Annotated in this window: 30 protein-coding genes; 10 read left to right on the top strand and 20 right to left on the bottom strand. The window is 48.2% G+C overall.

What is annotated here, in order from left to right; translation table 11 throughout:
• Window positions 1–3: 3 nt before the first annotated feature.
• The 10 genes from KG631_RS12675 (at window position 4) to KG631_RS12720 (ending at window position 6,148) form a co-directional block, all read left to right on the top strand.
• A complete protein-coding gene (locus KG631_RS12675; RefSeq protein ID WP_214000071.1) occupies window positions 4–327 on the top strand; it encodes a hypothetical protein in 324 nt (107 codons plus the stop codon).
• Entirely contained in the window at window positions 276–1,145 is an 870-nt protein-coding gene (locus KG631_RS12680) for an AMP-binding protein (RefSeq protein ID WP_214000072.1), read from the top strand. Before KG631_RS12675 ends, KG631_RS12680 begins: the two co-directional genes overlap by 52 nt.
• A complete protein-coding gene (locus tag KG631_RS12685; RefSeq protein ID WP_214000073.1) occupies window positions 1,106–1,558 on the top strand; it encodes a hypothetical protein in 453 nt (150 codons plus the stop codon). The genes KG631_RS12680 and KG631_RS12685 overlap by 40 nt, the downstream gene beginning before the upstream one ends.
• The gene (locus KG631_RS12690) at window positions 1,555–2,220 is read left to right on the top strand and encodes an SDR family NAD(P)-dependent oxidoreductase (protein ID WP_214000074.1); all 666 of its coding nucleotides are present in this window, start codon (window positions 1,555–1,557) and stop codon (window positions 2,218–2,220) included. The genes KG631_RS12685 and KG631_RS12690 overlap by 4 nt, the downstream gene beginning before the upstream one ends.
• A 117-nt stretch (window positions 2,221–2,337) precedes the next feature.
• Window positions 2,338–3,213, top strand: coding sequence for a class I SAM-dependent methyltransferase (locus KG631_RS12695; RefSeq protein ID WP_214000075.1), 876 nt, complete (start codon window positions 2,338–2,340; stop codon window positions 3,211–3,213).
• The gene (locus KG631_RS12700) at window positions 3,213–3,893 is read left to right on the top strand and encodes an acylneuraminate cytidylyltransferase family protein (RefSeq protein ID WP_214000076.1); all 681 of its coding nucleotides are present in this window, start codon (window positions 3,213–3,215) and stop codon (window positions 3,891–3,893) included. Before KG631_RS12695 ends, KG631_RS12700 begins: the two co-directional genes overlap by 1 nt.
• Complete coding sequence (locus KG631_RS12705) at window positions 3,890–4,129, top strand: CBS domain-containing protein (protein ID WP_214000077.1); 240 nt, start codon at window positions 3,890–3,892, stop codon at window positions 4,127–4,129. Before KG631_RS12700 ends, KG631_RS12705 begins: the two co-directional genes overlap by 4 nt.
• Window positions 4,130–4,157: 28 nt before the next feature.
• Window positions 4,158–4,349 carry a hypothetical protein gene (locus KG631_RS12710; RefSeq protein ID WP_214000078.1) on the top strand — a complete coding sequence of 64 codons (192 nt, stop codon included), beginning with the start codon at window positions 4,158–4,160 and terminating at the stop codon, window positions 4,347–4,349.
• 24 nt (window positions 4,350–4,373) lie between these two features.
• On the top strand, window positions 4,374–5,306 hold the full coding sequence (locus KG631_RS12715; protein WP_214000079.1) for an N-acetylneuraminate synthase family protein: 933 nt from the start codon (window positions 4,374–4,376) through the stop codon (window positions 5,304–5,306).
• A 2-nt stretch (window positions 5,307–5,308) separates the two neighbouring features.
• A complete protein-coding gene (locus tag KG631_RS12720) occupies window positions 5,309–6,148 on the top strand; it encodes a TIM barrel protein (protein ID WP_214000080.1) in 840 nt (279 codons plus the stop codon).
• A 3-nt stretch (window positions 6,149–6,151) separates the two neighbouring features.
• Here KG631_RS12720 and KG631_RS12725 read toward each other — a convergent pair whose 3' ends face one another.
• The 20 genes from KG631_RS12725 to flgF form a co-directional block, all read right to left on the bottom strand.
• Window positions 6,152–6,811: a polysaccharide pyruvyl transferase family protein gene (locus KG631_RS12725; protein WP_214000081.1), complete on the bottom strand. Its 660-nt coding sequence runs from the start codon at window positions 6,809–6,811 to the stop codon at window positions 6,152–6,154.
• Window positions 6,759–7,295: a hypothetical protein gene (locus tag KG631_RS12730; RefSeq protein ID WP_214000082.1), complete on the bottom strand. Its 537-nt coding sequence runs from the start codon at window positions 7,293–7,295 to the stop codon at window positions 6,759–6,761. Before KG631_RS12730 ends, KG631_RS12725 begins: the two co-directional genes overlap by 53 nt.
• 23 nt (window positions 7,296–7,318) lie before the next feature.
• Window positions 7,319–8,362 carry a 6-hydroxymethylpterin diphosphokinase MptE-like protein gene (locus KG631_RS12735; protein WP_214000083.1) on the bottom strand — a complete coding sequence of 348 codons (1,044 nt, stop codon included), beginning with the start codon at window positions 8,360–8,362 and terminating at the stop codon, window positions 7,319–7,321.
• Window positions 8,363–8,384: 22 nt separating this feature from the next.
• Window positions 8,385–9,185 carry a hypothetical protein gene (locus KG631_RS18945; protein WP_301003797.1) on the bottom strand — a complete coding sequence of 267 codons (801 nt, stop codon included), beginning with the start codon at window positions 9,183–9,185 and terminating at the stop codon, window positions 8,385–8,387.
• A 103-nt stretch (window positions 9,186–9,288) separates the two neighbouring features.
• Window positions 9,289–11,205, bottom strand: coding sequence for a 6-hydroxymethylpterin diphosphokinase MptE-like protein (locus KG631_RS12740; protein WP_301003798.1), 1,917 nt, complete (start codon window positions 11,203–11,205; stop codon window positions 9,289–9,291).
• A gap of 19 nt (window positions 11,206–11,224) precedes the next feature.
• Window positions 11,225–11,527, bottom strand: coding sequence for a hypothetical protein (locus tag KG631_RS12745; RefSeq protein ID WP_214000084.1), 303 nt, complete (start codon window positions 11,525–11,527; stop codon window positions 11,225–11,227).
• Window positions 11,527–11,952, bottom strand: a complete 426-nt coding sequence (gene fliS, locus KG631_RS12750; protein ID WP_214000085.1) for a flagellar export chaperone FliS — start codon at window positions 11,950–11,952, stop codon at window positions 11,527–11,529. The genes KG631_RS12745 and fliS overlap by 1 nt, the downstream gene beginning before the upstream one ends.
• 11 nt (window positions 11,953–11,963) lie before the next feature.
• The gene (gene fliD / locus KG631_RS12755; RefSeq protein WP_214000086.1) at window positions 11,964–13,427 is read right to left on the bottom strand and encodes a flagellar filament capping protein FliD; all 1,464 of its coding nucleotides are present in this window, start codon (window positions 13,425–13,427) and stop codon (window positions 11,964–11,966) included.
• Between the two features lie 9 nt (window positions 13,428–13,436).
• Window positions 13,437–13,823, bottom strand: coding sequence for a flagellar protein FlaG (locus tag KG631_RS18950; protein ID WP_301003799.1), 387 nt, complete (start codon window positions 13,821–13,823; stop codon window positions 13,437–13,439).
• A 68-nt stretch (window positions 13,824–13,891) separates the two neighbouring features.
• A complete protein-coding gene (locus tag KG631_RS12765; protein WP_214000087.1) occupies window positions 13,892–14,716 on the bottom strand; it encodes a flagellin in 825 nt (274 codons plus the stop codon).
• Window positions 14,717–14,982: 266 nt separating this feature from the next.
• Window positions 14,983–15,807, bottom strand: a complete 825-nt coding sequence (locus tag KG631_RS12770; protein WP_214000088.1) for a flagellin — start codon at window positions 15,805–15,807, stop codon at window positions 14,983–14,985.
• A 57-nt stretch (window positions 15,808–15,864) separates the two neighbouring features.
• On the bottom strand, window positions 15,865–16,689 hold the full coding sequence (locus KG631_RS12775; RefSeq protein WP_214000089.1) for a flagellin: 825 nt from the start codon (window positions 16,687–16,689) through the stop codon (window positions 15,865–15,867).
• A gap of 208 nt (window positions 16,690–16,897) precedes the next feature.
• Entirely contained in the window at window positions 16,898–17,725 is an 828-nt protein-coding gene (locus KG631_RS12780) for a flagellin (RefSeq protein WP_214000090.1), read from the bottom strand.
• A gap of 155 nt (window positions 17,726–17,880) precedes the next feature.
• Window positions 17,881–19,116, bottom strand: coding sequence for a flagellar hook-associated protein FlgL (gene flgL, locus KG631_RS12785; protein WP_214000091.1), 1,236 nt, complete (start codon window positions 19,114–19,116; stop codon window positions 17,881–17,883).
• 4 nt (window positions 19,117–19,120) lie between these two features.
• The gene (gene flgK, locus KG631_RS12790; RefSeq protein WP_214000092.1) at window positions 19,121–21,145 is read right to left on the bottom strand and encodes a flagellar hook-associated protein FlgK; all 2,025 of its coding nucleotides are present in this window, start codon (window positions 21,143–21,145) and stop codon (window positions 19,121–19,123) included.
• A 73-nt stretch (window positions 21,146–21,218) separates the two neighbouring features.
• Window positions 21,219–22,241 (bottom strand): flagellar assembly peptidoglycan hydrolase FlgJ, encoded by a 1,023-nt coding sequence (flgJ, locus tag KG631_RS12795; RefSeq protein WP_301003800.1) that lies wholly within the window; start codon window positions 22,239–22,241, stop codon window positions 21,219–21,221.
• A gap of 1 nt (window position 22,242) precedes the next feature.
• Entirely contained in the window at window positions 22,243–23,337 is a 1,095-nt protein-coding gene (locus tag KG631_RS12800) for a flagellar basal body P-ring protein FlgI (RefSeq protein ID WP_214000093.1), read from the bottom strand.
• A 62-nt stretch (window positions 23,338–23,399) separates the two neighbouring features.
• Window positions 23,400–24,086, bottom strand: a complete 687-nt coding sequence (gene flgH / locus KG631_RS12805) for a flagellar basal body L-ring protein FlgH (RefSeq protein ID WP_214000094.1) — start codon at window positions 24,084–24,086, stop codon at window positions 23,400–23,402.
• Window positions 24,087–24,097: 11 nt separating this feature from the next.
• A complete protein-coding gene (flgG, locus tag KG631_RS12810) occupies window positions 24,098–24,886 on the bottom strand; it encodes a flagellar basal-body rod protein FlgG (protein ID WP_097112206.1) in 789 nt (262 codons plus the stop codon).
• A gap of 37 nt (window positions 24,887–24,923) precedes the next feature.
• Entirely contained in the window at window positions 24,924–25,670 is a 747-nt protein-coding gene (gene flgF, locus KG631_RS12815; RefSeq protein ID WP_214000095.1) for a flagellar basal-body rod protein FlgF, read from the bottom strand.
• Between the last annotated feature and the right edge of the window lie 109 nt (window positions 25,671–25,779).

Raw genomic sequence — 25,779 nt, forward strand, 5'->3', positions numbered from 1 at the left:
TTAATGACCGAAACAGATTTACATCAACAAATCAGACGGTGCCTGCAGCAGGTGGCGCAACTGGCAAATTGTCAGCTTACGGAGCCCGTTACCGACGACACGGTGCTATTACAAAGTGGCCTCGACTCGCTGGGCTTGCCATGCTGGTTGCTCAGCTGGATGAAGAACTGGGTTTTGATCCCTTCAGCGAAATGGAAATTGCGGTTTATCCACGTACTTTTGCTGATTTTGTCGGGATTTACCAGCAGTATCAGGCAAAGCTCGCAGGAGGCTAAATGGCCGCTTGTTTGCTGGAACTCATTCAACAACACCCTGGCGCGGCTATAGCGTTGCAGTATTGCGATCCTGCTGACGGCTCTGTTATCAAGATTAGCTATCAGCAATTAACTACAGCCGCACAGTTAAAGCGCCAGCAAATCAGTCAGCAGCAACGGTACAATGTCACCTTACCCTATCATCAATTTACCGATTTCATTGTTGGCCTGCTGGCCTATGATGGTGTTTGTGCCGCCTTATATTTATTGCCAGATCAGCAAATAGAACTGCCTGCTGAGCAAAGCCGCTCAACCCGCCCCGCTGCCGCGAAACAGTCTGCTGTCGACAGCCGTTGGTATCTGGCGACGTCGGGTACCACCGGCACCCCCAAATGGATAGGACACAGCCTGGCGCAACTTACCAAAACGGTCAACACAAAAGCTTCCAGCAGCCAACTTTGCTGGGGACTGGTGTATCAACCCTTTCGGTTTGCCGGTTTGCAGGTTGTGCTGCAAAGCTTGTTATCGGGCGCCTGCCTTATTGACGCCAGCGACGGCGATATTGAACAGCGGCTTGATATGCTGGTGCAGGCCGGCGTGACGGCGCTGTCTGCGACCCCCTCGTTATGGCGGCAATTTTTGTTTAGCAGCAAGGTTACTGCATTACATTTACAACAGCTGACCCTGGGTGGTGAAATTGTTGATCAACCATTATTAAACCGGCTGAAGCAGCTGTTTCCGCAGGCACAACTGCGCCATATCTATGCCTCTACCGAAGCAGGCGTGGCGTTTGCAGTAAGCGATGGCCAGGCCGGCTTCCCGAGGCGCTACCTGACCAGGGCTATTATGATTTGCAGCTTAAGGTTGATCAGCAACAGCACTTATGGCTGAAAGGGCCAGCAACATTTGCGCCTGAACTGGCAAACAGAGTAGATGCGGATGGTTTTCTGAATACCGAGGATTTAGTAGAACTGACTGCGGATCGTGTTTTGTTTCTCGGGCGGGCCAGCGGGGTCATCAATGTGGGTGGCAACAAAGTCCACCCCGAGCAGGTGGAACAGGTTGTGCTGCAAGTGCCGGGCGTGGCAGCGTGTCGGGTATACGCCAAAAGCAGCAGCATTCTGGGCCAGCTGGTAATGGCGCAATTGGTTGCAACCCAGGATACTGATATCACTGAGCTGGTTGCCAGGGTGACTCAACACTGTCAGCGGCAGCTGCAACGCCACCAGATACCTATTAAATTTCAACTGGTCGCCGCTTTGCCTCTTGCCGGCAGTGGTAAACAAGCAAGGACCTTAGTATGACGAAATTAGTCGTAGTCAGTGGTGCCAGCCGCGGTTTAGGCCTGGCCATTTGCCGCCAGCTATTGCACGCTGGTTATACCGTGCTGGCGCTGGCCAGAAGCCATAGTCAGGAGTTACAACAGTTGCAACAACAGCACGCTGAGTTGCATTTTATGGCGGCCGATCTGGCTGAGCTGGCCGGGATACCGACGCTGTGCAGTCGCATTGTGAAAACGGTTGGCCGACCGTACGCGCTAGTCAACAATGCGGCCGTCGGCTACGACGGGGTACTGGCCACCATGCATAACAGTGAAATCAGCAGTTTGCTGAATGTTAACGTGCAGGCACCAATCTTGCTAAGTAAATACCTGCTCAGGCCGATGTTGCTGAATCAGACCGGCCGCATCGTCAATATTTCGTCAATTATTGCCCGCACCGGCTTCAATGGCTTAAGCGTATATGCGGCCAGTAAAGCGGCGTTGGAAGGTTTTAGTAAGTCGCTGGCGCGGGAAGTGGGTAAAGCCGGCATCACGGTAAACTGTGTGGCGCCAGGCTATATGCAAACCGACATGACCCAGAGCTTACAGGGCGATAAGCTTGAGAGTATTAAACGACGCAGCCCGCTCGGCCGGCTGGCAACACCGGATGATGCCGCAGGCAGCCGTGCTGTATTTGCTGAGTGAACAGGCTAGCGGCGGTAACCGGTACTGTGCTTACTGTCGATGCCGGAAGTACAGCTTAATATTGGCAAGGTCTGGCGGCAGTATCTACCCCGCCCAAATTTGAAAAGAGTTAATATTATGGCCAAACTACCAGCGCTAACCATGTTAGAACAAGCGGGTTTTATTACCCCGGAACACAGCCGTAAACTTGCCGATCGCTGCCGGGATGATAATACCGCAGTTTATACTGATAGTCAGTCTGGCGTGATATTTCTGGATCCTGAATTTGGCGGAAAATCAGCTGAGTATTATTCCGATAAAGCGGTGCCATCTTCGGCAGCACCCAGAAATGATATGGATTTACTGGATACTGCACGACGTAGTCAGCTCCTGCAACCTTATATCGCTGGCAAACGTTGGTTAGATTTTGGTTGCGGCCCAGGCTATCAGTTACGCCGTGACAGTGCTGTTAGCAGTAACCATCTGGCTATAGAGCTTAATAAAGCTAACCGCGAGCTGCTGCTTAATGATGGTTTCAGGGTCACTAAGGATTTGAATGACATTAATGAATTTGTACCAGACGTTATTAGTTTGTTTCATGTGATGGAGCATTTAACTGACCCGCTCGCTATCCTTACGCAACTCAATGCCGCGAGTGCCAGCCAGTCAACTTTGATCGTCGAAGTGCCGCATGCCAGAGACTGGCTGATTTGTCATGGCCCCAAGGCCTTTCAGGACTTTACCTTTTGGTCTGAACATCTGGTGTTACACACCCGGCAAACACTGAGCTTTGTGCTTCAACAAGCTGGCTGGCAAATCCAGCATATCAGCGCCGTACAACGGTACCCGGTGTGGAACCATCTGCAGTGGTGTTTACAGCATAAACCTACTGGCGTTAATGCCACGTCACACGATGCCAGCAGTATTGCGTTACACCAGGCTTATGAACATTACCTTGCGGCACGTGATCAGACAGATACATTAGTCGCTATAGCAAAACGGATACCTCAGTGATGAAATATACGGCTTTAATACCTGCCCGCGGTGGTTCCAAAGGAATACCAGACAAAAATATCCGTTCGGTTCACGGCCTCCCCCTGATCAGCTGGAGTATTCAGCAAGCTCTGGCATCGGAGCTAATCAGCAGAGTTATCGTCTCTACTGATTCTGCGCAAATAGCAGAGATAGCGCAAACAGCAGGTGCTGAAATACCCGGCCTGCGGCCTGCTGAACTGGCAGAAGATACCACTTCTACTGAAGCCGTGATGTTACATGCTCAGCAGCACTGGCTTAGCGGAGACAAGGATGAAGTTATCGTATTATTGCAGCCGACTTCGCCATTACGCTTGCCAGACAGTTTAAACCAGGCCATTAATTTGTTTGAAAAGTTACAGGCCGACTCGCTGGTTTCGGTATGCGAGAGCCATGCGTTCTTCTGGAAAAACCCTTCAGAGCCCCATGCTTTGTATGACTATTTACACCGCCCACGCCGGCAGGATATCAAGCAACAAGATAAGCAATATCGGGAAAACGGTTCCATTTACCTGACTAAAGCGACCATTTTGCAACAATACAAAAACCGGCTGGGTGGAAAAATTGCCATGTTTTGCATGCAGGAACAAGAATCGTGGGAAATTGATTCATTAACAGACTTGCGTATTGTATCGGTGTTAATGCAGGAGAGCGGACTATGATTATTGAGCGTAACGTCGCACGTTATGTGGTATTTACCGACGATGAGATTAGCCATGCCCTTCGTAAAATCAGCACAAACAAAACCCGGATTGTTTTTGCGGTCGCTGCCAATGGCGTGCTTGAAGGTGTCATTACCGATGGCGACCTGCGTCGCTGGCTGCTTAGCAGCGCTGAACTGGATATTACCCGGCCAGTTGCCGATGCGCTGAATAAGAGCTTTATATATCATTACTGAAGATGCGCCGCGCGAAGAAATTGAAGCGATGTTCTCCAATAAAATTGAGTACATCCCCCTTATCGACCGGCAACAACGTCTGGTCGCTGTCGCCAGCTTTAAACAGCAACCCATTCAGATTGGCAGCGCGATTATAGATAATGACAACCCTGTATATATCATCGCCGAAATCGGCAACAACCATAACGGTGATATCGAGCTGGCCTGTCGACTTGGTTGACGAGGCCGTTCACGCCGGAGCTGATTGCGCCAAATTTCAGCTTCGCAGATATGGACAGCATGTACCGCAAAGGCCGCTGCGGGAAACGATGGTGAAGATCTGGGCGCTGAGTATACCCTTGATTTACTGGCACGCTTTCAGCTCTCAACCGCTGAAATGTTCAAGGTATTTGACTATTGCAAAACCAAGGGCATTACCCCGCTGTGCACGCCCTGGGACGCAGCCAGCCTGGACGCATTAGAGCGTTATGGCATGCCGGCTTATAAAGTTGCATCAGCTGACTTAACCAATCATGAGTTACTGGAAAAGCTGGCTAAAACCGGCAAACCCCTGTTGTGCTCTACCGGCATGTCATCCGAGTCAGAGATAAAAGATGCTATCGCGCTGTTTAAGCGCAAAGGCGCTCAGTTTGTACTGCTGCATTGCAATTCGACTTACCCGGCCCCGTTTAAAGACGTTAACCTGCGCTATCTGCATCGCTTAAAAGAATTGGTTACCGACGGCTTTGTTGGTTATTCTGGCCATGAGAGAGGTATTTCCGTGGCCATTTCGGCTGTATCACTTGGTGCCAGGGTAATTGAAAAACACTTTACTCTGGATAGAAACATGGAAGGCAACGATCACCGGGTAAGTTTATTGCCAGCTGAGTTTGCCCAAATGGTCCAGGGAATTCGGGAAACTGAGCAAGCATTAGGAACTGCCGACATCCGCAAAGTAACTCAGGGTGAAATGATGAACCGGGAAGTACTTGCCAAAAGCCTTGTCGCGAGTAAAGCCATTAAAACAGGTGAGCGGATTGATGCGGATGTGATCAGCAGCCGCAGCCCGGGGAAAGGTTTACCGCCGTACAAAAAACATGAACTGGTTGGCAAAGTGGCAAATCGTGATATAGCAGAAGGTGACTTCTTTTACCCATCCGATCTTAACTTCAGACGCGGTGAAAGCCAGAGCTTATAAGTTTGACACGTCCCTTTGGGATTCCGGTGCGTTACCACGATTTCGCAGCCATGCATGCCAAATCTAATTTTGACCTGCTCGAATTTCATTTCAGCTATAAAGATCTTGAGCTGGACCCGGCCAAGTTTCTGGCCGAGGCCGGTTACGCCATGGACTTTGTGGTCCACAGCCCGGAGCTGTTCGCCGGCGACCATATTATGGATCTATGTTCGGCAGATGCTGCGTATAGGCAACGTTCTATCAGTGAACTACAACGGGTTGTCGACAGGACACGACAGCTGAAGTCGTATTTTCATAAAGCGACCATACCACAGATTATTATTAATGCCGGCGGTTTTACCATGGACAGTTTTATGCCTGAACATGAACGGGCCGGAAAATATCGACTGATTGCCGACGCCATTCAGCAGTTAGACACAACCGGGGTGGAGATTATTCCCCAGACCATGCCTCCCTATCCATGGCACTTTGGCGGTCAGCGTTTTCATAATTTGTTTATGGACGCCGATGATGTTGTCACTTTTTGCCAACAAAATGATATGCGGATATGTCTGGACATATCTCACTCCAAACTGGCGTGTAATTTAAAGAAAGCATCTTTTAGCGAGTTTGTTGCTAAAGTAGGCCCCTACACTGCCCACTTACATATTGTCGATGCCGATGGCGTTGATGGCGAAGGTTTACAAATCGGTGAAGGTGAAATAGATTTTGCAGATTTGGCGGCTGAGCTAAAGCGTTGTGCGCCGACAGCTACCTTCATTCCGGAAATATGGCAAGGCCATAAAAACGATGGGGAAGGATTCTGGCTGGCATTAGCCAAACTTGAAGCCGCGAAGTTCTGAAGTTTATTTGAGAGTTGTTAAGCCAAACTGTGACAGGACCCCCTGGTAATACGTCGCAGTTTGGACCTTTCTGTTCTCAAGTTCAGTTAAGGTACCAGCTTCAGCTTGCTTGAGCTTAGTATCAATGGTCTTGTTTAACTGCTGTGAAAACGCACCGGTCACCGAGACACAGCTATCCGTTATACCCAAGCTGTTATATAAATAATTTATCCTGTCTAACGCTACCAGGCCAATAACCTTTAACTCCATAGCCAACGAACAGACATTAGTATGAAAGCGCATACCGATAACCAAACTACTCAGCCGGTAGAGATTAAATAAATAATCTGCGCCATTATCGCCCTGAATACATGGTGCGATAGTGATGTGTTGTCTGACAAACCAGTCATCCAATCTGGCCAGCAATTGGTTGATGGCGCGCAAATCACTGTAGATATGTGGCACTAACAATATGCTAAGTTGGTGGCGCTCGACAATATGAACTAATGTCCGTCTAAGCTCAGAATAATACTGCTCAGCATCCAGCGGCTCAGTGCTTGCCCGCTGCATCCCCAGCTGATCTTCTGTGATATTTAAGGCGACATAGGGCCCAAGCGGTAACCCGGTATGCTCAGTTGGCTGATAGAAAAAGCCATGGTCCAGAATCTCTGTTATGCCCCTCAAGATACTCTGGCCCTATATCACGCTGAATAGAATTCACCGAACCATCATTTCGAACCGCCACTCTGATATTCGGATTGGCCTGCAATGCTGTAAAAAATCTGCGCGCTTTAGCGATGTTCCCTTCAGGTACCTGTTGCAGCGCCATTGCGCCCATACTGCTTATTAAAGTGGGTGTCTTAATATACTGCAGCAGATCAGGATCGATATCGAGAGTGGTGCCAGACTGACTGTTTTTGTGCCAGTAATCTAAGAATCCACCCCCACCGATAATCACCAGATCGTAGCTGTTAGCCATCTCAATAAAGCGTTGATTAAAATAAAGCTTGTCAGGTTTTGAGTATTGCTGATAGAACTTGCGCATCTCCAGCTGAGTGATTTGGTGCAAAGGCAAAAGACGCTTTAACAAGCCATACAACCCAAGGTGGCTGGCGTTATCACCGATATTGCCAATAAAAGAAGCGACATGTAGCACTTTAATCATCACTGATGCCTTAGCAAATTGATTGTTTAATGGGCGACACTAAACTGACTGAAATCAATCTTGTTGATCCCGAGGTTATTTTGCACAGGCGTCGCATCATAGACAGCAACATTATTGACCTCGGCCATCCGTGCTGCCCGTAAAATACCTTGTTTTTGTCGCTCAGCCAGAATTAACGCTTTTTCTTCTGCCATAGGCTGTCGCTGCTCAGTATAGTAGCCCGGCGCAAAATGAGTTTGCTGTTGCGCGCCGCGATAATTATTATCAACCCCAATAATAACAACCTGCTTGGCCCCCATATAAACCGCAAAATACATCATCGAACTGATAATAGTACCGCCAGATGGAATACCATACTGATATGGGTCGACCGTATCGCTGTCTGACTGGAAACAGGCCGGAAAATATGTCAGGTTGTCTGCATCGCCATGCTGAAAATGCAAATGAGAAGCCAACATTTTAGGTACGTTGAGTGCCCGGATACGTTCTTGCCAGTGATTGAGCGCTCTCTCCTCCAGCAAAAAATAATAATCCGGTATAAAATTCGGCCGCAATAATATGCCATTGCCGGCCATACAAATCGCATTCTGAATATGCTCAGGAGGAGTCTGATTCAGACTAGGGCCATTACCAATAATAAAAAAAGTCTGCCCTTTGTGTTTATCTTTCAATGCTGACAATTGTGCTGCGTTGCAAGGATTAGACCTTGGTTCAGAACATAGCAAATGGCCGCCTTCCAGATAATAAAAAGGTACGGTAATCCCCATAGAGTTTAATGCTTGTTGCTGGGCAACGGGTTCAGCCATTGAACCCGCCAGAATAACCTCAATACCATAAGCAGATAATTGTGAGCTCGAAATCACCGGATAACCATCTAATTGCGAAGTACGTGGCTGCGACAGCAAAAAGTATAGCCGGCTAAAACCCTGCATTTTTAAACGTGCGACCAGATGCCTGGCATAAGGCCCTGCGCCAAAAATCGCTATTATTGTGCTTTTGGCAAAGTTAGCACTAAGGGGTAGCAGCCAGTTATCAATTGCCTCAACAGTATCAGTGTAAACCTTGCTCATTTTTATCCATATAAATCTCAGGTCAGCCGGTAGTTTTGGACTGGAACAAGTGCCCAACGTTAACATCATCAAACTTAAGTGGCTGAGCGATAAATTCATTTTTTGCTGTAATTAGATAATCCCGCCAAATATCCCGAACCTGGTTAAAAGTTTCCAGGATAGCGGGCGCGTCAGTACTGATACAGGATGCTAATTTGGTCAGCACCCCGCCAAAATAGTTGGTGCTGCCGTACAATAAGCAAAAAGTCGGGTCTGCAGGAACTTTGACGGTTGAACGCAATAACAGCCACTGCTCCTCTACAAATTGCCGGGCCGTTTTGCTGTCAGTGATTTCTGTGTCAAACAAAGCAAGCCACTGTTGGATCGTTTGCTCAAACCGTTCTATATCCAGGCTATTAAAAATATCCTCGGCGTAGTCTGGTTGCGGTGTGTAGAACGCCGTGTCCACTAACTCTGAAATCGCGTCATATTTATTTATCCTATGCTTTTCCAGTAAAATATTAGCCGGCTGTAACGGCATCGCACCGCTGATATAGACCCCATTGCTGCAGTTGTAAATTTCCAGTTTGCGGCCCGCTTTTTCAATCGCTTGCTCAAGTAGCTTGCGGGAAACTTCAAACTCACGTTTGGTAAACACCATGGGTATAAAGTTACCTTTGGCGGGAATACCCCCGCCGTGAGCCTTCTGATAATTATACACTTCGCTGCCATCAGCCCGGTAATAGGCAGAGGATTGGGAGTGGTGGTTACGAACGTCAATAAAGCCAAGGTCAACGCCAAACAGGTAAAGGGCTTTGCTACCCAAACGAAGCATAAAATTCATTACAAGATTGGTCACCGTAGGATAGGCATAACTTAGTGACGCAATCTGAACCCCTTTTTTCTGTAAACCGTTGTGGAACAGAAAGGTTGACGACTCGCCATCTTTAAAGCAAAGCAACAACGTCTTTGAACAACGTCGCGGTATCAGGATGAATGCCGTTGACGCTCATTAACCAGATGTCCTTTAAATAAGCAGGGTCGTCTACCTGAGTTATCCAATTGTAGGTTGAACGATTTTGCTCAATTTCAGCATGGAAATCAGGCTTAATACCTTGTTTATACAACGATGACAAGGCGGTACCGCAGCTGATCAGAATAACCTGATCGCGATATTCTTTCAGGTATTCGATACAGTCATCGAGGCTTGGACCATTGCCAACAATAAATACCGGTATCTCCATCAGTGGTAAATCTCGGTAACAACGCCGGTCTTCTTTCAAAAACTTGTGTTGCTGGGCAATACTGTTATAAGTATGCGCTACGCCATATCTGGCGTGATCAAAGTACTCACCAAGTGCCAGCACGACCCGCAATTCTGAGCGTAAGTCGCTGATAGATTTTTGCATATTATGATTAAAGTATGAGCTCAGCATGTAGGTGTTAGCAATGGAATAAGCACCCACCTGATAAAACTGAGCCATCAGATCGTAAAAATAGGTTGAGCCATCACCTCCCAGGTTCAGATAAATCCTGCACTCTTGCTGGTCTGCCCTTTCCAGTATTGCGGCCCAGTCGGTGACCCGTAAACTGGCGGCAAAAAAATCCAGATTAGGTTCGCAAATATACAGATTTCTGATTTTCCGCTCTGCGGTAAGTAACTCGATATGCCGGCCGAGCCCCACCCCAAAAATAATTAATGAGTCAACTTCTTCTGGCAGGATACTCTGCCCCTGCAACTGCTCATTTATCAGTGGCTGTACCTGATTGACATGGCAGAAATGAATATAATGTTTCAGCTTGCCTAAAGATTGCTGCGCTAACAGAACATCATCTTTATAGGGATGATGGATAAAGTAGTTGACCAGCGTAGCGGCTTCCAACTCCATATTCTCGTGAAACAAGGCATTGCGTCTGGGATGCCATAAATTGATACGATGCTGATGATCAGTCACTAATTTCCAGCTATCTGACGAATGCTGCTGGATTGCTTTGAATACTGCAGGATAAAACTTTGCCAGCACGTCAAGGTTTCGCTGATAGCGTTGTTCATCGCCGTTGCTGCTGCTGATATCGCAGTTTCCCAGCACCCCGGCATTACGCTCAGCGACATAATCATAAAAGCTGGTTGACGGCAGCAAATTCTGATTACTACCCGCAAATTGCCGTAACTTACCGTTGTGCTGCCAAAGAGAATGAATAACTTCATCCAGCATAGGGTGAAAGCGATGTCGATAAATATACAAACGGTCACTTTGCAGTAGCGGGAGAAGTTCAGCCAAATCTTCACTGATAGTATGGCCATCATTACCCAGTTGCAGGAATAGCTGGGTACCGCGTGCTTCCGCAAGCTCAAACAACGCCTGCCAGTCAAAGCTCTGCACAGAACACAACAAGATATCCAGATCCGGCTCATACAGCACCAAATAGTTGACCCGGCAGTTTTGCAGCAGCTCGGTAAGCTGAAAACCAAAACCCAGGCCAAACATTAACACGGCTTCCGCGCTAAGCGGCAGCGACTCATCAGACCACGCTTCGCCAGGCGGATTGGCGGTTTCAATCATCAGATAAGGTGCGGCCGCGCAAAATGCTTCTACTTCCTGCTGCACTTCTTGCTGTGGCTGTGCGCTATACCAGACCCGGCCGGTAGCAAAATCGACTATATTGAGCTGCGCTGCTGTCGTAGCAAAAACTGAATACTGTTGCACCTGATGTTGTTCAATCATAGGTACAACCGACGGCATAAAATGCTTAAATGCTTCCAGGTTGGCGGTAAATTGCTGTTGGATGGATACGGATAAGGCTTGTTCGGTGTCGTGCTGCTGACTGTCTTCAGCTACCTGATAGTTAATGAATTTAAGCATGGCAAATCCCGGTGGCGGGTTAATTATTCTGGCCGTAACTGCGCTTTGCTTTTTTTCCTTTCTGGAGTTCCAGCATTGTGGTCGCAATAGCCTCTTTTTCTGTCGTCATTTTTGCCATTAAAGCCTGTAACCAGTCAAGGTTATGTTGTAAATAAGTGGCATAATCTGCTGTGGGTTCAACCGCAGGCAATTGCAGGAGCTGCTGCAACTGTTGCAGCAACTGACCAAGTTGTTCTGTTGAATAGGCGGGGTCATCAACCAGCTGTTCAGCCTGCAGCCGGATAGTTGCCGCAGACTCTGCTCGTTGTTGCAGTTCAGACATCAGGCTGTCCGCTGCTGTTTTTGCGCCTGCATTTCATAACCTTCCTGACGGGCATGCACCGGGATCTGATCCCAGGCACCTTTAATAGTCACCAGTAATTCAAGTACGTCATCTATTTTGGCAATGCTCTTTTCCCGGCTCGCCAGGATCAGATGGTTTTGCATAAAATCATACAAGGCATACAAGTTGTCTGAAATATCGCCGGCCTCCATATCCAATGAACTCTGCAACGCAGCAATAATTGTCATGGCTTTTGATAAGGATGCTGATTTGCCAGCGTAGTCTTTTCGTTCAATACAGCCTTTTGCTTTTGCCATATTTTCCAGGGCACCCAACATCAGTAACTGTATAACGCGATGTGGATCAGCAACCGCTAAATCATCTTTAATACCAACGGCTTTATACGCTTTAATTCCGTAACTCATAATGCTCTCCACTAATTCGATTTGTTGGTGCCAAATCCGGGCAAGCTGGACAGCTGTGCTGTCACGGTAGACGACATATTCTGCATTGATCCTAACAAGGCATCAAGCGCAGTGTAGCGACTACGCAGTGTTTGCTCGAAGCTAGCTATATATCGGTTGGCTGCGTCTAAATCTTTAGTGTTTTTATCAATTTGTGTTTTAAGCGAATTCTCTTTACTGGCAATAATACCGCCGTTTTGGGTAAACTCCTTTAAAAACCCATCCAGTTTGGTCGCCAACCCTGTTTCGCCGCCAAAAAACGCAGCAACACCGTCAAAGTTTTCGTTCAGGGCCCGGTCAAAGCGGACACGGCCGGAGTCACCACCAAATTCTGAACTACCGGAAATTTGTAATTTACCATCTTCCTGAAAGGTGATCCCTAACGAATACAAAGTGGACAATGAATCGTCTGCGCCTTCAACTACATTACCCAGCAGGCCACGCAACTGACTCATAATATTTTTAGGCATCTGATCTGTTGCTAAAGCGCCACCTTCTGCGGTGACCGTTTTACCATCAGGGCCCAGCGTACGCTTTTTGGTTAAATCTGCTACCTGATCAACCAGCACATTATAATTATTGATAAAATTCTGAATGTTTTCTTCAGCCGAGGCATTATCAGTGGCAATATTGACCGCCGCATTATTACCATCAGGCGTAATGGCTTTGACCGTTAATGTAACATCCTGAATAACATCAGTAAAAATGTTACTGCTATTGGTAGCGGTAATGCCATCAACTTCTATAATTGCGTCCTGTGCCGCCTGGCTGACAGTTAACCCGGCAGTGGCGCCGGTGGGAACTGTCGAAATATTATCAAGCTCAGCATTATTGTTGCTGATAACTAAATCATTACCTGCCCCACTCTCATCAGAAGTCAGCACCAGTTTGGTACCAATGGCTCCACCGGCGTTGATGATATTGGCGTTAACCCCAAAGTTGTCACTCTGAGCGTTAATTTGCTGACGCAATTCATTGAGGGTCATGCCGGCTGTAACAGCAACATCAAAACTCTTGCCGTTAGCGGCAAATGTCAAAGTGCCATCAGTGGTAGAAATAACGTCGTCTGCCGCCCCAAAAGTGGCGTCGGCACTCTCCAGCCGACTACCTGAAGCTAATTGATTAACTTTAATATCAAAATTGGCTGCTGCCGCAGTGTTTGAGGCAGAGGCTTCGATGTAAGTTTTGTTGTCAGTTGGTTGGGTGACAGTGGCAGTTCTGGCGTTAAGCGTATTGCCTGAAAGTTTTTTTATTGAATCTTGAAAAGCTGACAGGGCGGATTTTAACTGCCCTACGCCAGACAAAGAAGTGTCCAATGTCTTTTTGGTGGTATTGATCCGTCCCAGTTTACTGTCACGCTCTACTTTCACCAGGGTCGATACCAGCTCTTCCAATGGCAAACCTGAAGCTGAACCCAGGAAATTAATACCAGACATATTTCACCTCTACACTTTGTTATCAATTAACAGGCCAATAGATTGCCCCATTTCTTCCTGTAATCGTTTAATATCCTGAGCAACTTTTAACAACTCCTCAGAAGGAATTTGTTTTATCAGTTCATCTGTTGCAAAGTCTACCACTTTAATGACCGAACGCCCCGACACATCATCAATTGAGAAACTCAGCGAACGCTGTTCCAGTGCGACCGCCTGATTAACGACATCTACCGCCTGTTGCAATTCGGCTTTACTAACGTCAATAACCGGGGTTACGACTTTAGCGGTTTCAGCCTGACTTACTTTAAGCGGCTCAGCACTGGCGGGCTTACCGACACTATCAGCAACAGGGACAAACTTTGCCGGTGTTGCACTCATTGTATTAATGCTGCTCATACCCAGCCTCCTTATCGGCGCGCAGGGCGAAAGCTTTAATTAAGGCTTTCACCGCTACGCGTATTAGTTTAACCCAATAACGATAAAGCTGCCTGTGGCCGCTGATTTGCCTGCGCCAATACCGTAGTACTGGTTTGCTGCAGGATCTGCTGCCGGGTCAGTTCCGCCGTTTCTTTGGCAAAATCTGTATCACGGATCCGGCTGCGGGCGCCTGATACGTTTTCAGAGATATTGGTTAAGTTACGGATTGTAGATTGGAACCGGTTCTGAATAGCACCCAGATCAGCACGGGTACCATCAATGCTACCAATTGCAGTGTCGATTAACGCCAGTGCAGAGGCCGCACCGTCCACAGTGCTGATATCCAGCGAGGCCAAACCCAGCGCCGTAGTGCCATAACCGCCACTGGCCGTTAAAGACACATTGATATTCTGGCCGGCGTTCGCACCTACCAGGAAGCTGGCGCTGTAATTACCGTCCAACAAGTTGGTAGTACCAAACTGGGTATCAGTTGCAACACGACTCATCTCTGCTTTTAACGCAGTGACTTCTTTTTGCAGGGCAGCACGGTCAGTTGAACTGTTGATACCGTTTTGCGACTGAATTGCCAGAGTACGAATACGCTGTAATGAGTTGGTGATTTCATCCATTGCACCTTCAGCTACCTGCGCCACAGAAATACCATCGTTGGCGTTACGTGCGGCCTGATCCAAACCGTTAACCTGACTGGTTAAGCGGTTTGAAATCTGCAAGCCGGCCGCATCATCAGCGGCGCTGTTAATCCGAAAACCTGAAGATAAACGTTTGAACGCTGTATCAAGGTTGTTGCCTGAATTAAATAACTGCCGCTGAGCATTTAGCGACGAAGTATTGGTATTGACATATAAAGCCATGAGTCACTCCTTAATCTTCGGTAAATAACTACGTCAGACTATGATTAAAAATACGGGTATCCCGCTATCTGAGCCAAGCTGCAACTTGGCTTAATCAGGTTGTCGGCAGCATGCTGAAGAACTTTAGGAAAAAATTTAATTTTTTTTATTTATTTTTATCCAAGAAAAAGCCATGCAGAAAAAATCCAGCATGGCTTTTACAATACCTACTCTGTTAACGCAGGCTAAACCCAGTTTTTACTCTGCTACTGACTCTGTGCTACACCTTAGTTCAACACACTTAGCGCCGCTTGTGGCCGCTGATTAGCTTGCGCCAATACTGACGTACTACTTTGCTGAATAATCTGAGTTCGGGTTAATTCAGTGGTCTCTCTGGCATAATCGGTATCTCTGATCCTGCTGCGTGAGGCTGAAACATTTTCACTAATATTACTCAGGTTACGAATGGTCGTTTCCAGCACATTTTGCCAGGCCCCCAGATCTGTCCTGGCACCGTCGACGGTTATCAACGCATTGTCAAGCCGCTGCAGGGTATCAGCAATATCATCTGTACCCAGAGTAATATCGGCGATATCTAACCCGCTGGCATCACTGCCGTAGCCGGTTGCCAAGTCAATACTGATTTGCTGGCCGGCATTGGCACCAATCTGAAACACGACCGCAGACACCGATCCATCAAGTAACTTAATGCCACCAAATTCCGTATTGTCTGCAATATTCTGAATAGCCGCGGTTAACTCATCAAATTCCTGCTGTAATGCCGCAGCATCAGCATTACTGTTAATGCCGTTTTCAGACTGAATAGCCAGTACGCGCAGCCGTTGAATGGAAGTCTGGATTTCATCCATACCGCCTTCTGTCACCTGTACCAATGATATCGCGTCATTGGCATTTCGTACTGCCTGGTCCAAACCATTAACCTGACTGGTTAACACATTGGATATTACCAATCCGGCGGCATCGTCTGCCGCCCGGTTTATCCGCAGACCGGAAGCCAGCCGTTCAAAACTGGTTGAAAGACCGGCAGTAGCATTACTGAGCAAGCGTTGCGAAGCCAGAGACGACTGGTTGCTGTTCACAACAAGTGTCATATTACTGCTCCTTTGTAAAAGCCTAGAGCAGCCGGGATACTATCCCGGCTTACGGTTTTACTGCAGTAAGCTTAATGCTGCCTGTGGCCGCTGGTTTGCCTGAGCCAGCACAGTGGTGCTGGTTTGTTGCAAGATCTGAGTACGGGTCAACTCCGCCGTTTCTTTAGCAAAGTCGGTATCCCTGATCCGGCTGCGGGCACCTGAGACGTTTTCTGAAATGTTAGTCAGGTTACGAATAGTAGCCTGAAACCGGTTCTGAATTGCACCTAAGTCAGCCCGGGTGCCATCGATAATACCAATAGCACTGTCGATTGACGCCAAGGCTGCTGACGCCCCCCCTACGGTGCTTACATCAAGTCCAGCTAAGCCCAATGATGTTGTACCATAACCGGCAGCCCGCGAGAGTCTGATGTCAATATTCTGGCCAGCATTAGCACCTACCAGAAATGAAGCAGAGAACCCACCAGCTAACAGATTTGTGACGCCGAACTGGGTCGTGTCAGCAACCCGGCTCATTTCAAGCTTCAGCTGGTCAACTTCTTTTTGCAGGGCCGCCCGGTCTGACGAACTGTTAATACCATTTTGCGACTGGATAGCCAGGGTACGGATCCGTTGTAATGAGTTGGTTATCTCATCCATTGCGCCTTCTGCAACCTGAGCCAGGGAAATACCATCATTGGCATTTCGCGCAGCCTGATCAAGACCATTCACCTGACTGGTTAAGCGGTTAGAGATCTGCAGGCCCGCCGCATCATCTGCAGCGCTGTTAATCCGAAAGCCTGATGATAAACGTTTGAATGCCACATCCAGAGAATTTCCGGAGTTAAACAACTGCCGCTGGGCATTTAATGATGATGTATTAGTATTGACATATAAAGCCATGGTTACTCTCCTGATATTAAATTAAACACTAACAGAAATCGCCTTTATCACAGAGATAACTGTTAAAACGTGTAATATATATATCGGAATAAAATAGAAAAACTTTAGATAATATTAAAAAAAAGCAATTTCAATACAATTTCTGATTTTAACTCATTTAAAATAAAAAGCCACCGGGCGGTGGCTTTTTGATAAGGGGGTGTGCTGGTTAGCCCTGCAGCAAACTTAATGCTGCCTGCGGCCGCTGGTTGGCCTGGGCAAGCACAGTAGTACTGGTTTGCTGCAAGATCTGGGTCCGGGTTAACTCTGCGGTTTCTTTAGCAAAGTCGGTATCACGGATCCGGCTGCGGGCGCCGGCAACATTTTCTGAAATATTGGTTAAGTTGCGGATCGTTGCCTGAAAACGGTTTTGAATAGCACCTAAATCTGCCCGCGTGCCATCGATGACACCAATCGCATCGTCAATTAGCGCTAATGCAGCAGAAGCGCCTCCCACTGAGGATACCGATAATCCGTCTAAACCCAATGATGTAGTGCCATAACCCGCTGCACGCGATAAACGGATATCAATATTCTGGCCGGCGTTGGCCCCTACCAGGAAAGTCGCTGAGAAGCCACCCGCTAGCAGGTTCGTTTCACCAAACTGCGTGGTGGACGCGACCCGGCTTATCTCCAGTTTTAGCTGGGCAACTTCTTTTTGAAGCGCAGCCCGGTCTGTGGAACTATTAATACCATTTTGCGATTGAATAGCCAGGGTACGGATCCGTTGTAATGAATTGGTAATTTCATCCATCGCCCCTTCTGCTACCTGGGCAAGAGAGATACCGTCATTCGCATTACGGGCCGCCTGATCCAGGCCATTAATCTGGCTGGTTAAGCGGTTACTGATTTGCAAGCCAGCAGCATCATCAGCAGCGCTGTTAATCCGGAAACCGGAAGACAAGCGTTTAAAAGCGGTATCCAATGAATTACCAGAATTAAACAGCTGACGCTGGGCATTTAACGAAGATGTGTTGGTGTTTACGTATAAAGCCATGATAATGCTCCCGATATTCCGTAACTAGTGATAAATCAGCCCTTAATTCCTGATTTATCTGCCTGATACTTATTTATCGGTGGAAATTCGGATAACTTGAATTAATTTTCACTATTTTTGATTTGCATGGCGAATGCCAGGCGTGTGGATACAATTTATCTTATATAGTCAAACAGGCTAACACCAGACACTTTGGTAAACGTTGCCGAAATAGCTTCCAGTGCAATTTCCTGTTTGGTTATCTCGGTTATCGCTGCTGCATAATCAACTTCTGCAAGATCAGCCCGGTACGATTTGTTATTAATCGTTAAATCTTCATTGGTGCCAAACACACTGTCCAACACATTCACCCTGCCACCAATAGTGGACAAAAAACTGTCTATTTTGGTTGAAGACGCACTGATCTGTGACAGTGAATCGCTGATCGCCTCGTTAAAGCCGGAGATATCAATAGTGGGGTCTTCCAGTGCAGTAATAAACTCCCCCAAGGTGGTCAGGATATTTTTCTTTTCTGGCGGTTGCAGGGAAAAGTCTACCTGGCCCGGCACAGCAGCAGCCCCTTCAATCGTAATGGCCAGGCCCTGAAAATTAATTGCCTCGCCCGGAGTAAAGGTTCCGGTTACCGGCGGTACCAGCGGTACACCATCACGCTGAATTTCATAATTTGACGGCGCGGTAAGCACTACATTAAAGTCATTGTTTGCCGGGGTCAGGCTGTCATAATTTTGTTTGTAAAAGTTGTCAAACCGGCTTTGATCCACCATATTTATTTCAGCAGCAGTAGCGCCGCCACTACTGATCACCGCCGCCGTTGTTTTGTAGCGGCCATTGACATCATCAAATACCAGTTTTCCGCTGTCATTGCCGGGTAACACGATCGTTGGAGAAATTTGCAACGCTTTTTGGCCATCGTCACCTTGAAACTCATATTCACCAGAGGCCGGATTTAAAACGTAGGGTTGGGTTTTATCCTGAAAACCAGCAAAAATATAACCACCTTCGGCATTTCGGGTATTCATCAGATCCAGCAGCTCAACCTGAATATTTTTCATTTCCTGCGCCACAGCCTGACGATCTTCGGCAGTATAAGCACCATTACCAGAGGCGATGGTCAACGTTCTGGCCCGATCCATCGATTGCCGCATATTAGTAAATACCGTCTCCTCCAGTGCCAGGTTATTCTTCAACAGCACACTGTTATTCTGATACTGGTCTACTTGTTCAATGCTTTGATCCAGTCCCAGCACTTTTGCAGACGCCGCCGGATCATCAGCAGGCGTTAAAATACGGGTCTGTTTGGTTAACTGGTCTTGCGCCCGGTTCATTTTGGCATTAGTGTCCAGAATGCCATTCAAGCCCTGATTAAACTTCATATTAAATGACAAACGCATACTATTACCTCACCGCGGCTAATAAGGTGTCAAACACCGTTTGAGACGTGGAAATAATTTTAGACGCCGCAGCATAAGTTTGCTGAAAGCGCACCAAATTAGCCGCTTCTTCATCCAAACTCACCCCCGACAATGATTCGTACCAGGCAGTGGTCTGTTCCAATAAAGCTTGTGACGCCTGCTCGGAATTTCTGGCTTGATTAGTCCGCTCACCGATTAAGCTGACCATTTCACCGTACGATTTATTAAAACTGACCGAATTAACGCCGGTACTGGTTGACAGAGCATTTAACCGGGTTGTATCTGCCGTTTGCAGAGCCGCCATGGCCAGACCGTTGCGATTATCATTAAAACCGCCCGCGTTATAGGCGATACTGAATGTATCACCAATACTCGGCACCCCGGTTACCGAGAAATCAAAGCCGACATCTACCCCTGCCTGCTCAAAAATGTTCTGGTACTGGCCGGAACCAAATGCAGCAGTTGCCACCGGGTTACCCAGATTATCAACAATTTCAAAGGTATCACCGCCAACATAGGTCATTTGCCAGGGACCATTAACTAAACCCGCGCTTGCCTCAAAGCCATAGTCCGGTGCAGTCGCCGGCGTCGTATCCGTAACAGCTAAACCCTCGATTTGGGCATTACCCAAGTTCGACACATTAAATTCAGTGCGTACCGGCGATGCCAGCGCGATATCTTCTGGCCGGGTTGTCGCCATATTAATGGTGCGTGACGCGGTCGCCAGCGGTTTCAGAATAAATTGATCATTAACCGCAGGTGCCCCATCAATAGTAATCTGTAATCCAAATAAATCGTCAGAAGCCACATCGTCTGAATTAATCGTTGCCGGAAATGTCAGGCCGCTAATCACTTTGTCAGATCCCGTAATAACATTGCCTTTAACATCCAGCGCTTGCACCGTTATTTCATCTGCAGCCGTAACGGTTACTAAAAAGTCATTTGGCGGCAACTGGGTGCCTTTTCCAGGCTCAATAACACTGCTGACCACAGCAGTGCCGGTATTACTGCTCAGAGCCAGTCCGTTAGCAGCAGGTAACCGGAAAATATCTCCACCCAGTTCGCCATTTAAATTCATGCCCAATCGGTTCTGGCTATTAAAGGCATCAGCCATCGATAGGGCCAGTTGCCCCAGCCTGTTTTGGGTGGGGTCCAGCACTTCCTCTCGAAACGCAATTAAGCCACCTATTTTACCCCCGACCTCTTTCACATTGACATCGCGGGTAATTGAGCTGCGGGCTGACAACTCCAGTTGTAATTCGCGCCGGGACGGGTCCGGATCACCACGCAGGGCCATCAGATTAAAGTTACCCTGTTCAACGACTATGGCCTGACCGGTTGTCATAAACACCAGTTTTTCACCGTTGGCCGCGTCCAGGGTATTAATCTCAACCATCTCTGACAGGTCCAGAATTGCCTTATCGCGCTTATCCAGCAAATCCAGTGGGATAGGCCTGCTGGAACCGGTACCATAGGAGGCAATTTCTTTGTTCAGGGATGCAATTTGTTTTATATAACCATTCGTTTCATCAACATAAATTTCCATCTGCTGATTAACAAAACTTTCCTGATCAAGTACCAGGCTGGACAAGGTATCAAACTTATCTAGCAGTGCCTGGGAACTGCCAATGATCAACTGCCGGTTTGCCAGGGTCGCGGGTTCGTTGTTCGCAATTTGTACCTGACGGAACAAATCATTGATGCCCGTTGCAATGCTATTCGCGGGGTTGGAAAATAACGAATCTACCCGGTTGGCCTCGCTGACATAGGCTTCAGCGTACGTGAAATTTGACGTATCCCGTCGCATTTGTTTCAGTGTGAACTCGCTGACCAGCCGCTCTGTCGTGCCTTTACCCACTCCCAGCCCAAGAATTTGCGATTCAAATTCCGTGCGCTGCCTTACATAACCAGGAGTATTAATATTGGCAATATTATTACTGGTAGTATTAAGCAAGGTATTACTGGCTAATACCGCTGACGTACCAATTCGTAATAAATTATCTGACATAGGGTGCTCCGTTGCCACATCGGGTGGCTAACATGCTATTCATCGGCGCCAAAATTAAAATCTTGAGTGGCATTTAACTCGGCCCGCACCTGATTGAAAGTTGGGCTTTGATATACCGCCATAATTTTTGGGCATATTCAGGATCAGTGGCGTAGCCTGCTGCCTGCAATTCATTAAAATAGGCAGCAGGCTCCGCGGTTACCTGCAATGCTTGCTGATAACGCGGGTTGTCACTGATAAAGCTGGCATAGTCTTGCAGGCTTTGCTCTGGCGAGCCGTACGAGCGAAACCTTGCCTGCTCTTTCTGGGCTACCCCACCCCGGAATTCCAGCGTATCGACTACCGCACTGTCGCCCTGCCAATTGTTATTAGCTTTAATGCCGAACAAATTAAAACTGTTATCACCTTTGGCGGTTTTAATCATGCGCTGACCCCAGCCAGTTTCAAGTGCGGCCTGGGCAATCATTGCCATTGGGTCCAGCCCCAGCGCTTTTGCTGCCTGCTTTGCCGCCGGCAATAATTTACGGACAAATTCCTGTGGCGAGCTAATCTGCCAGTCTGCTTGTTTTAACGGTGAAGTGGCAGCCGTTTCAGCAGGTGCTGTGTTACTGGCATTTAACGGTGCAGCGGCTGGCGACTGAACAATGGCCTGCAATGCCTGTCTTACCCCGGCGCTGATTTCGCTGTTGTTTACTGCCTTGCTGGCGTCGGGCCGCTGTGGCAGCGGATTAAAACTGGCCGAGCCTGGCATCTTAAGGTCTGCATCTTTGGCCGGACGATTTACTCCGGCCGTTGGGTCAAGCTGCTGTACCAGTAAATCGGCCAGACCCAGTGCGCCTTTCTGAGCTAAATCGGTAGATAACTGACTGTCATGCATATCACGATAAAACTCCGTGGTCTGACTATTCATCATGCCTTCGGCTTCAAATGCAGAGTTGGCTTTACGCATACTGGTTAGCAGCATACTCATAAAAATAGCTTCGAACTGCTCCGCAGCCTGCCGTAACCCGGCTTTTTCATCGGTTTTGGCCTCAGTTCTGATATTCTGCAGGCTGTTGACATCATGATAAGACACTTGGGTTTTAGTCAGGCTCATGTTAGATCACCACCAGCTCGCCATGGATGGCGCCAGCTTCTTTTAGTGCCTCTAAAATGGCCATTAAATCGCCCGGTGCTGCACCTACCGCATTTACGGTGCGAACCAAATCGTCCAGCGTCACGCCCGGGTCGAATTTAAACATCCGCGAGTTTTCCCGGGTAACATCAATAATTGAATTCTCCTCTATTGCCGTCACGCCCTCACCAAAGGGGTTTGGCTGCACCACCTCTGGGTTCTCGGCAATGGTGACTGTTAAACCGCCATGGGTAACCGCCGCCGGAAACAGTCTGACGTCTTTACCGATAACGATAGTACCGGTTCGGGAGTTGATAATAATCTTGGCTGAATGATCGGCCGGCTCAAACTCCAGATTTTCCAGGGTAGACAAATACGACACCCGTTGCGACATGTCGCGCGGTGCCCTGACTTGCACAGAGCTGGCATCCTGAGAGTAAGCCGTTTCCGGCCCCATAAACTGATTAATCACCTCAGCCAGTCTTTTTGAGGTCGTAAAATCAGCCCGCTTTAAATTAAAGGTAATAAAGTCGCCATTACCAAAAGGAGAGATCACTTCGCGCTCAACCATGGCCCCATTAGGAATGCGCCCTACCGTTGGCGTATTGACCAGAATGCGTGAGCCGTCCAGGCCTTCAGCCCCAAGGCCGCTGACAATTAAACTGCCCTGAGCAATCGCATATACATTGCCATCAAGGCCGGTTAAAAACGTCTGCAGCAAGGTTCCACCGCGCAAGCTTTTGGCACTGCCGACAGAGGACACGGTTATATCAATAGTCTGCCCGGGCTTGGCAAATGCCGGTAACTCCGCATGCACCGCCACCGCCGCCACATTTTTTATCTGGCTGCGCTGCCCCGCCGGCATGTTGATGCCGAAATTTGCCAGCATGGTACGAAAGCTCTGCTCGGTAAACGGGCTTTGTTCACCGGTGCCCGGCAATCCCACCACCAAACCATAGCCCACCAGCTGGTTAGACCGCACCCCATCGATATCGGCAACATCTTTGATCCGAGCCGCCTCTGCCGGTAATATCGCAAGGAATACCAGCAGAGCGCCAAGCCATTTTATCCGCAACATAGTCTTTCCTCTGAAAAAGTCATCTGGGCACTTCAAAGTGCTGATTAACATCGCCACATTGCTCAGAATGGCCACAGCGGGCCATTAAAGAAACGGTTCAGCCAGCCGGGTGACTGGCCATAATGATGCGCACCGGTGCCACTGTATTCAATGCGGGCATTAGCAATCTTGTTTGATTCAACGGTGTTATTGACATCAACGTCCTGTGGCCGGATCACCCCGGTTAAGCGGATATATTCTTTACCGGTATTTAAGGTTAACCACTTTTCGCCACGAATAACTAAATTGCCGTTGGCCATCACCTGCAATACATTGACTGAAATATCGCCCACCAGACTGTTACTTTGATCTGCTTTGGCATCACCGGTAAATTCCGAGTTAGAGCTCGCGCCAAATTGCAACACATTGCCGGCAACAGATACTGCCCGGCCACCGAGGCCAATCATTGGATCAACACTGACACTGCTTTCTTTTTCAGTTTCGTGTTTTGCTTGCTTCGACGCCTGAGTCCGCTCGCGCAGTACGACAGTAATAATGTCGCCCTCATGCCGCGCTTTATTATCAGAATACAAGTTATTGGAGTGATGCTGGGCAAACAGCGAGCCGGTTTTCAGCACCGGCCGCGGTGCCGGTTCCGGCGGTATTGGCGAATAATAGGGATCATCTTCAAAAGGCTGCTGGGTCGCTGCGCATGAAGATAATAATACTGCTGCCACAATTGCTGATAAAACCGAAACAAGAATACGCATAACCCCTCCGCTTATAATTGCTGAATAGCAAAACCCAGCATCTGATCGACCGAGGAAATAACTTTTGAATTCATCTCATAAACCCGCTGCGATTCAATCAGACTGACCAGCTCTTCCGTAACATTGACATTAGACGTTTCCAGCGAGCCCTGAACAATAATGCCCAGTCCCTCCAGACCCGGAATGCCCTGCACCGGATCGCCACTGACCGCGGTTTCTTTAAACAGATTTTGTCCCGTCGGTTCTAAGCCAGCCGGGTTAATAAAGTTGGTAACGGTTAACTGGCCCAGCACGGCATTATCAACCTGGCCTGCCAGACGCACCGACACTTCGCCATCCTGAGACACGGTAATACTGGTGGCATCAGGCGGAATCACAATATTGGGCTGCACCTGAAAACCGGCACCAGAGGTTACCAGATTGCCGTCGCCATCCACCGTGAACTGGCCGTTTCTGGTATAAGAAGTTGTCCCGTCCGGCATCAGCACTTCAAAAAAGCCATGGCCCTGGATCATCATATCCAGACTGTTTTCAGTGGTTATCATATTGCCTTGGGTAAAGTTCTTCTGCGTGGCCACCACTTTGGTACCGGCGCCGATCATCAAACCGTTTGGCAACTCAGAGTTTTGCGACGAACGTCCACCAGGCTGATTAACGTTCTGATAGAGCAAGTCTTCAAACACTGCCCGGCTTTTTTTGAAGCCAACTGTGCTGGCGTTTGCCAGGTTATTTGAAATAACCGAAATATCGCGTTGCTTTGCGTCTAATCCGGTTTTACTTATCCACAGAGCTGGATGCATCTGCTACCTCCCGGGCTGTCGCCCATTAATCAGTTAACTAGCCCATGATCCGTAGCAAAGCATTCTGCTGGCGGTCCATTTCTTCGGCACTCTTCATCATTTTCACCTGCAGCTCAAACTGACGCTGCAGGCTTATCATATAAGTCATTTCACCCACGGCATTAACATTGCTGCCCTCATAGGCGCCATGTAACAGGCTGACGTTGATATCTGCCGCTGCCGGCTGGCCGTCTTTGCGCCGGAACAAGCCGTCAGTACCCTTGGTAAGATCGGCATACACTGGATTAACCAGTTTTATCCGGCCAACTTCTTCCAGCGCATTCGCTGGCGCGCCCTGCGGCAACGCACTAATAGTGCCGTCCTGACCAATTTCTAATTTAGCCAGCGGCACCGGCAACTGGATTGGGCCGCCATCGCCAATGACTGCCCGGCCGCTTGCTGTCTCCAACATGCCTGTGGGGCTAAGTTGTAAGTTACCAGCGCGGGTGTAGGCTTCGTTGCCATCTTCATCCTGCACGGCAAACCAGCCATCCCCCTGGATAGCAATATCCAGCTCCCGCTCAGTCATGATCATTGGGCCGGCGTCAAAGTTTTGACCTGGCTGTTCCGTCATGGCAAACACTCTGGATGGCAGGCCTTCACCAAATGCCTGCATAGCACGGGCCTGTTCAAAATCGGCTTTAAAGCCAACGGTATTGCTGTTAGCCAGGTTGTTTGCCCGCACGCTGATGCCATGCATATTTTCTTTGGCACCACTCATGGCGATGTATAACAAATGGTCCATAACGCGCTCCGTTAAACGTCTCTGCTATTGTAAAGCAACTTTAATGCCAGTTAGCTTAAGAATCTAAATTGGATAAAAAAACGCCACCAGAAGGTAGCGTTTTTGAGCG

This window comes from Arsukibacterium sp., assembly GCF_018402695.1.
Taxonomy (GTDB): Bacteria; Pseudomonadota; Gammaproteobacteria; order Enterobacterales; family Alteromonadaceae; genus Alishewanella.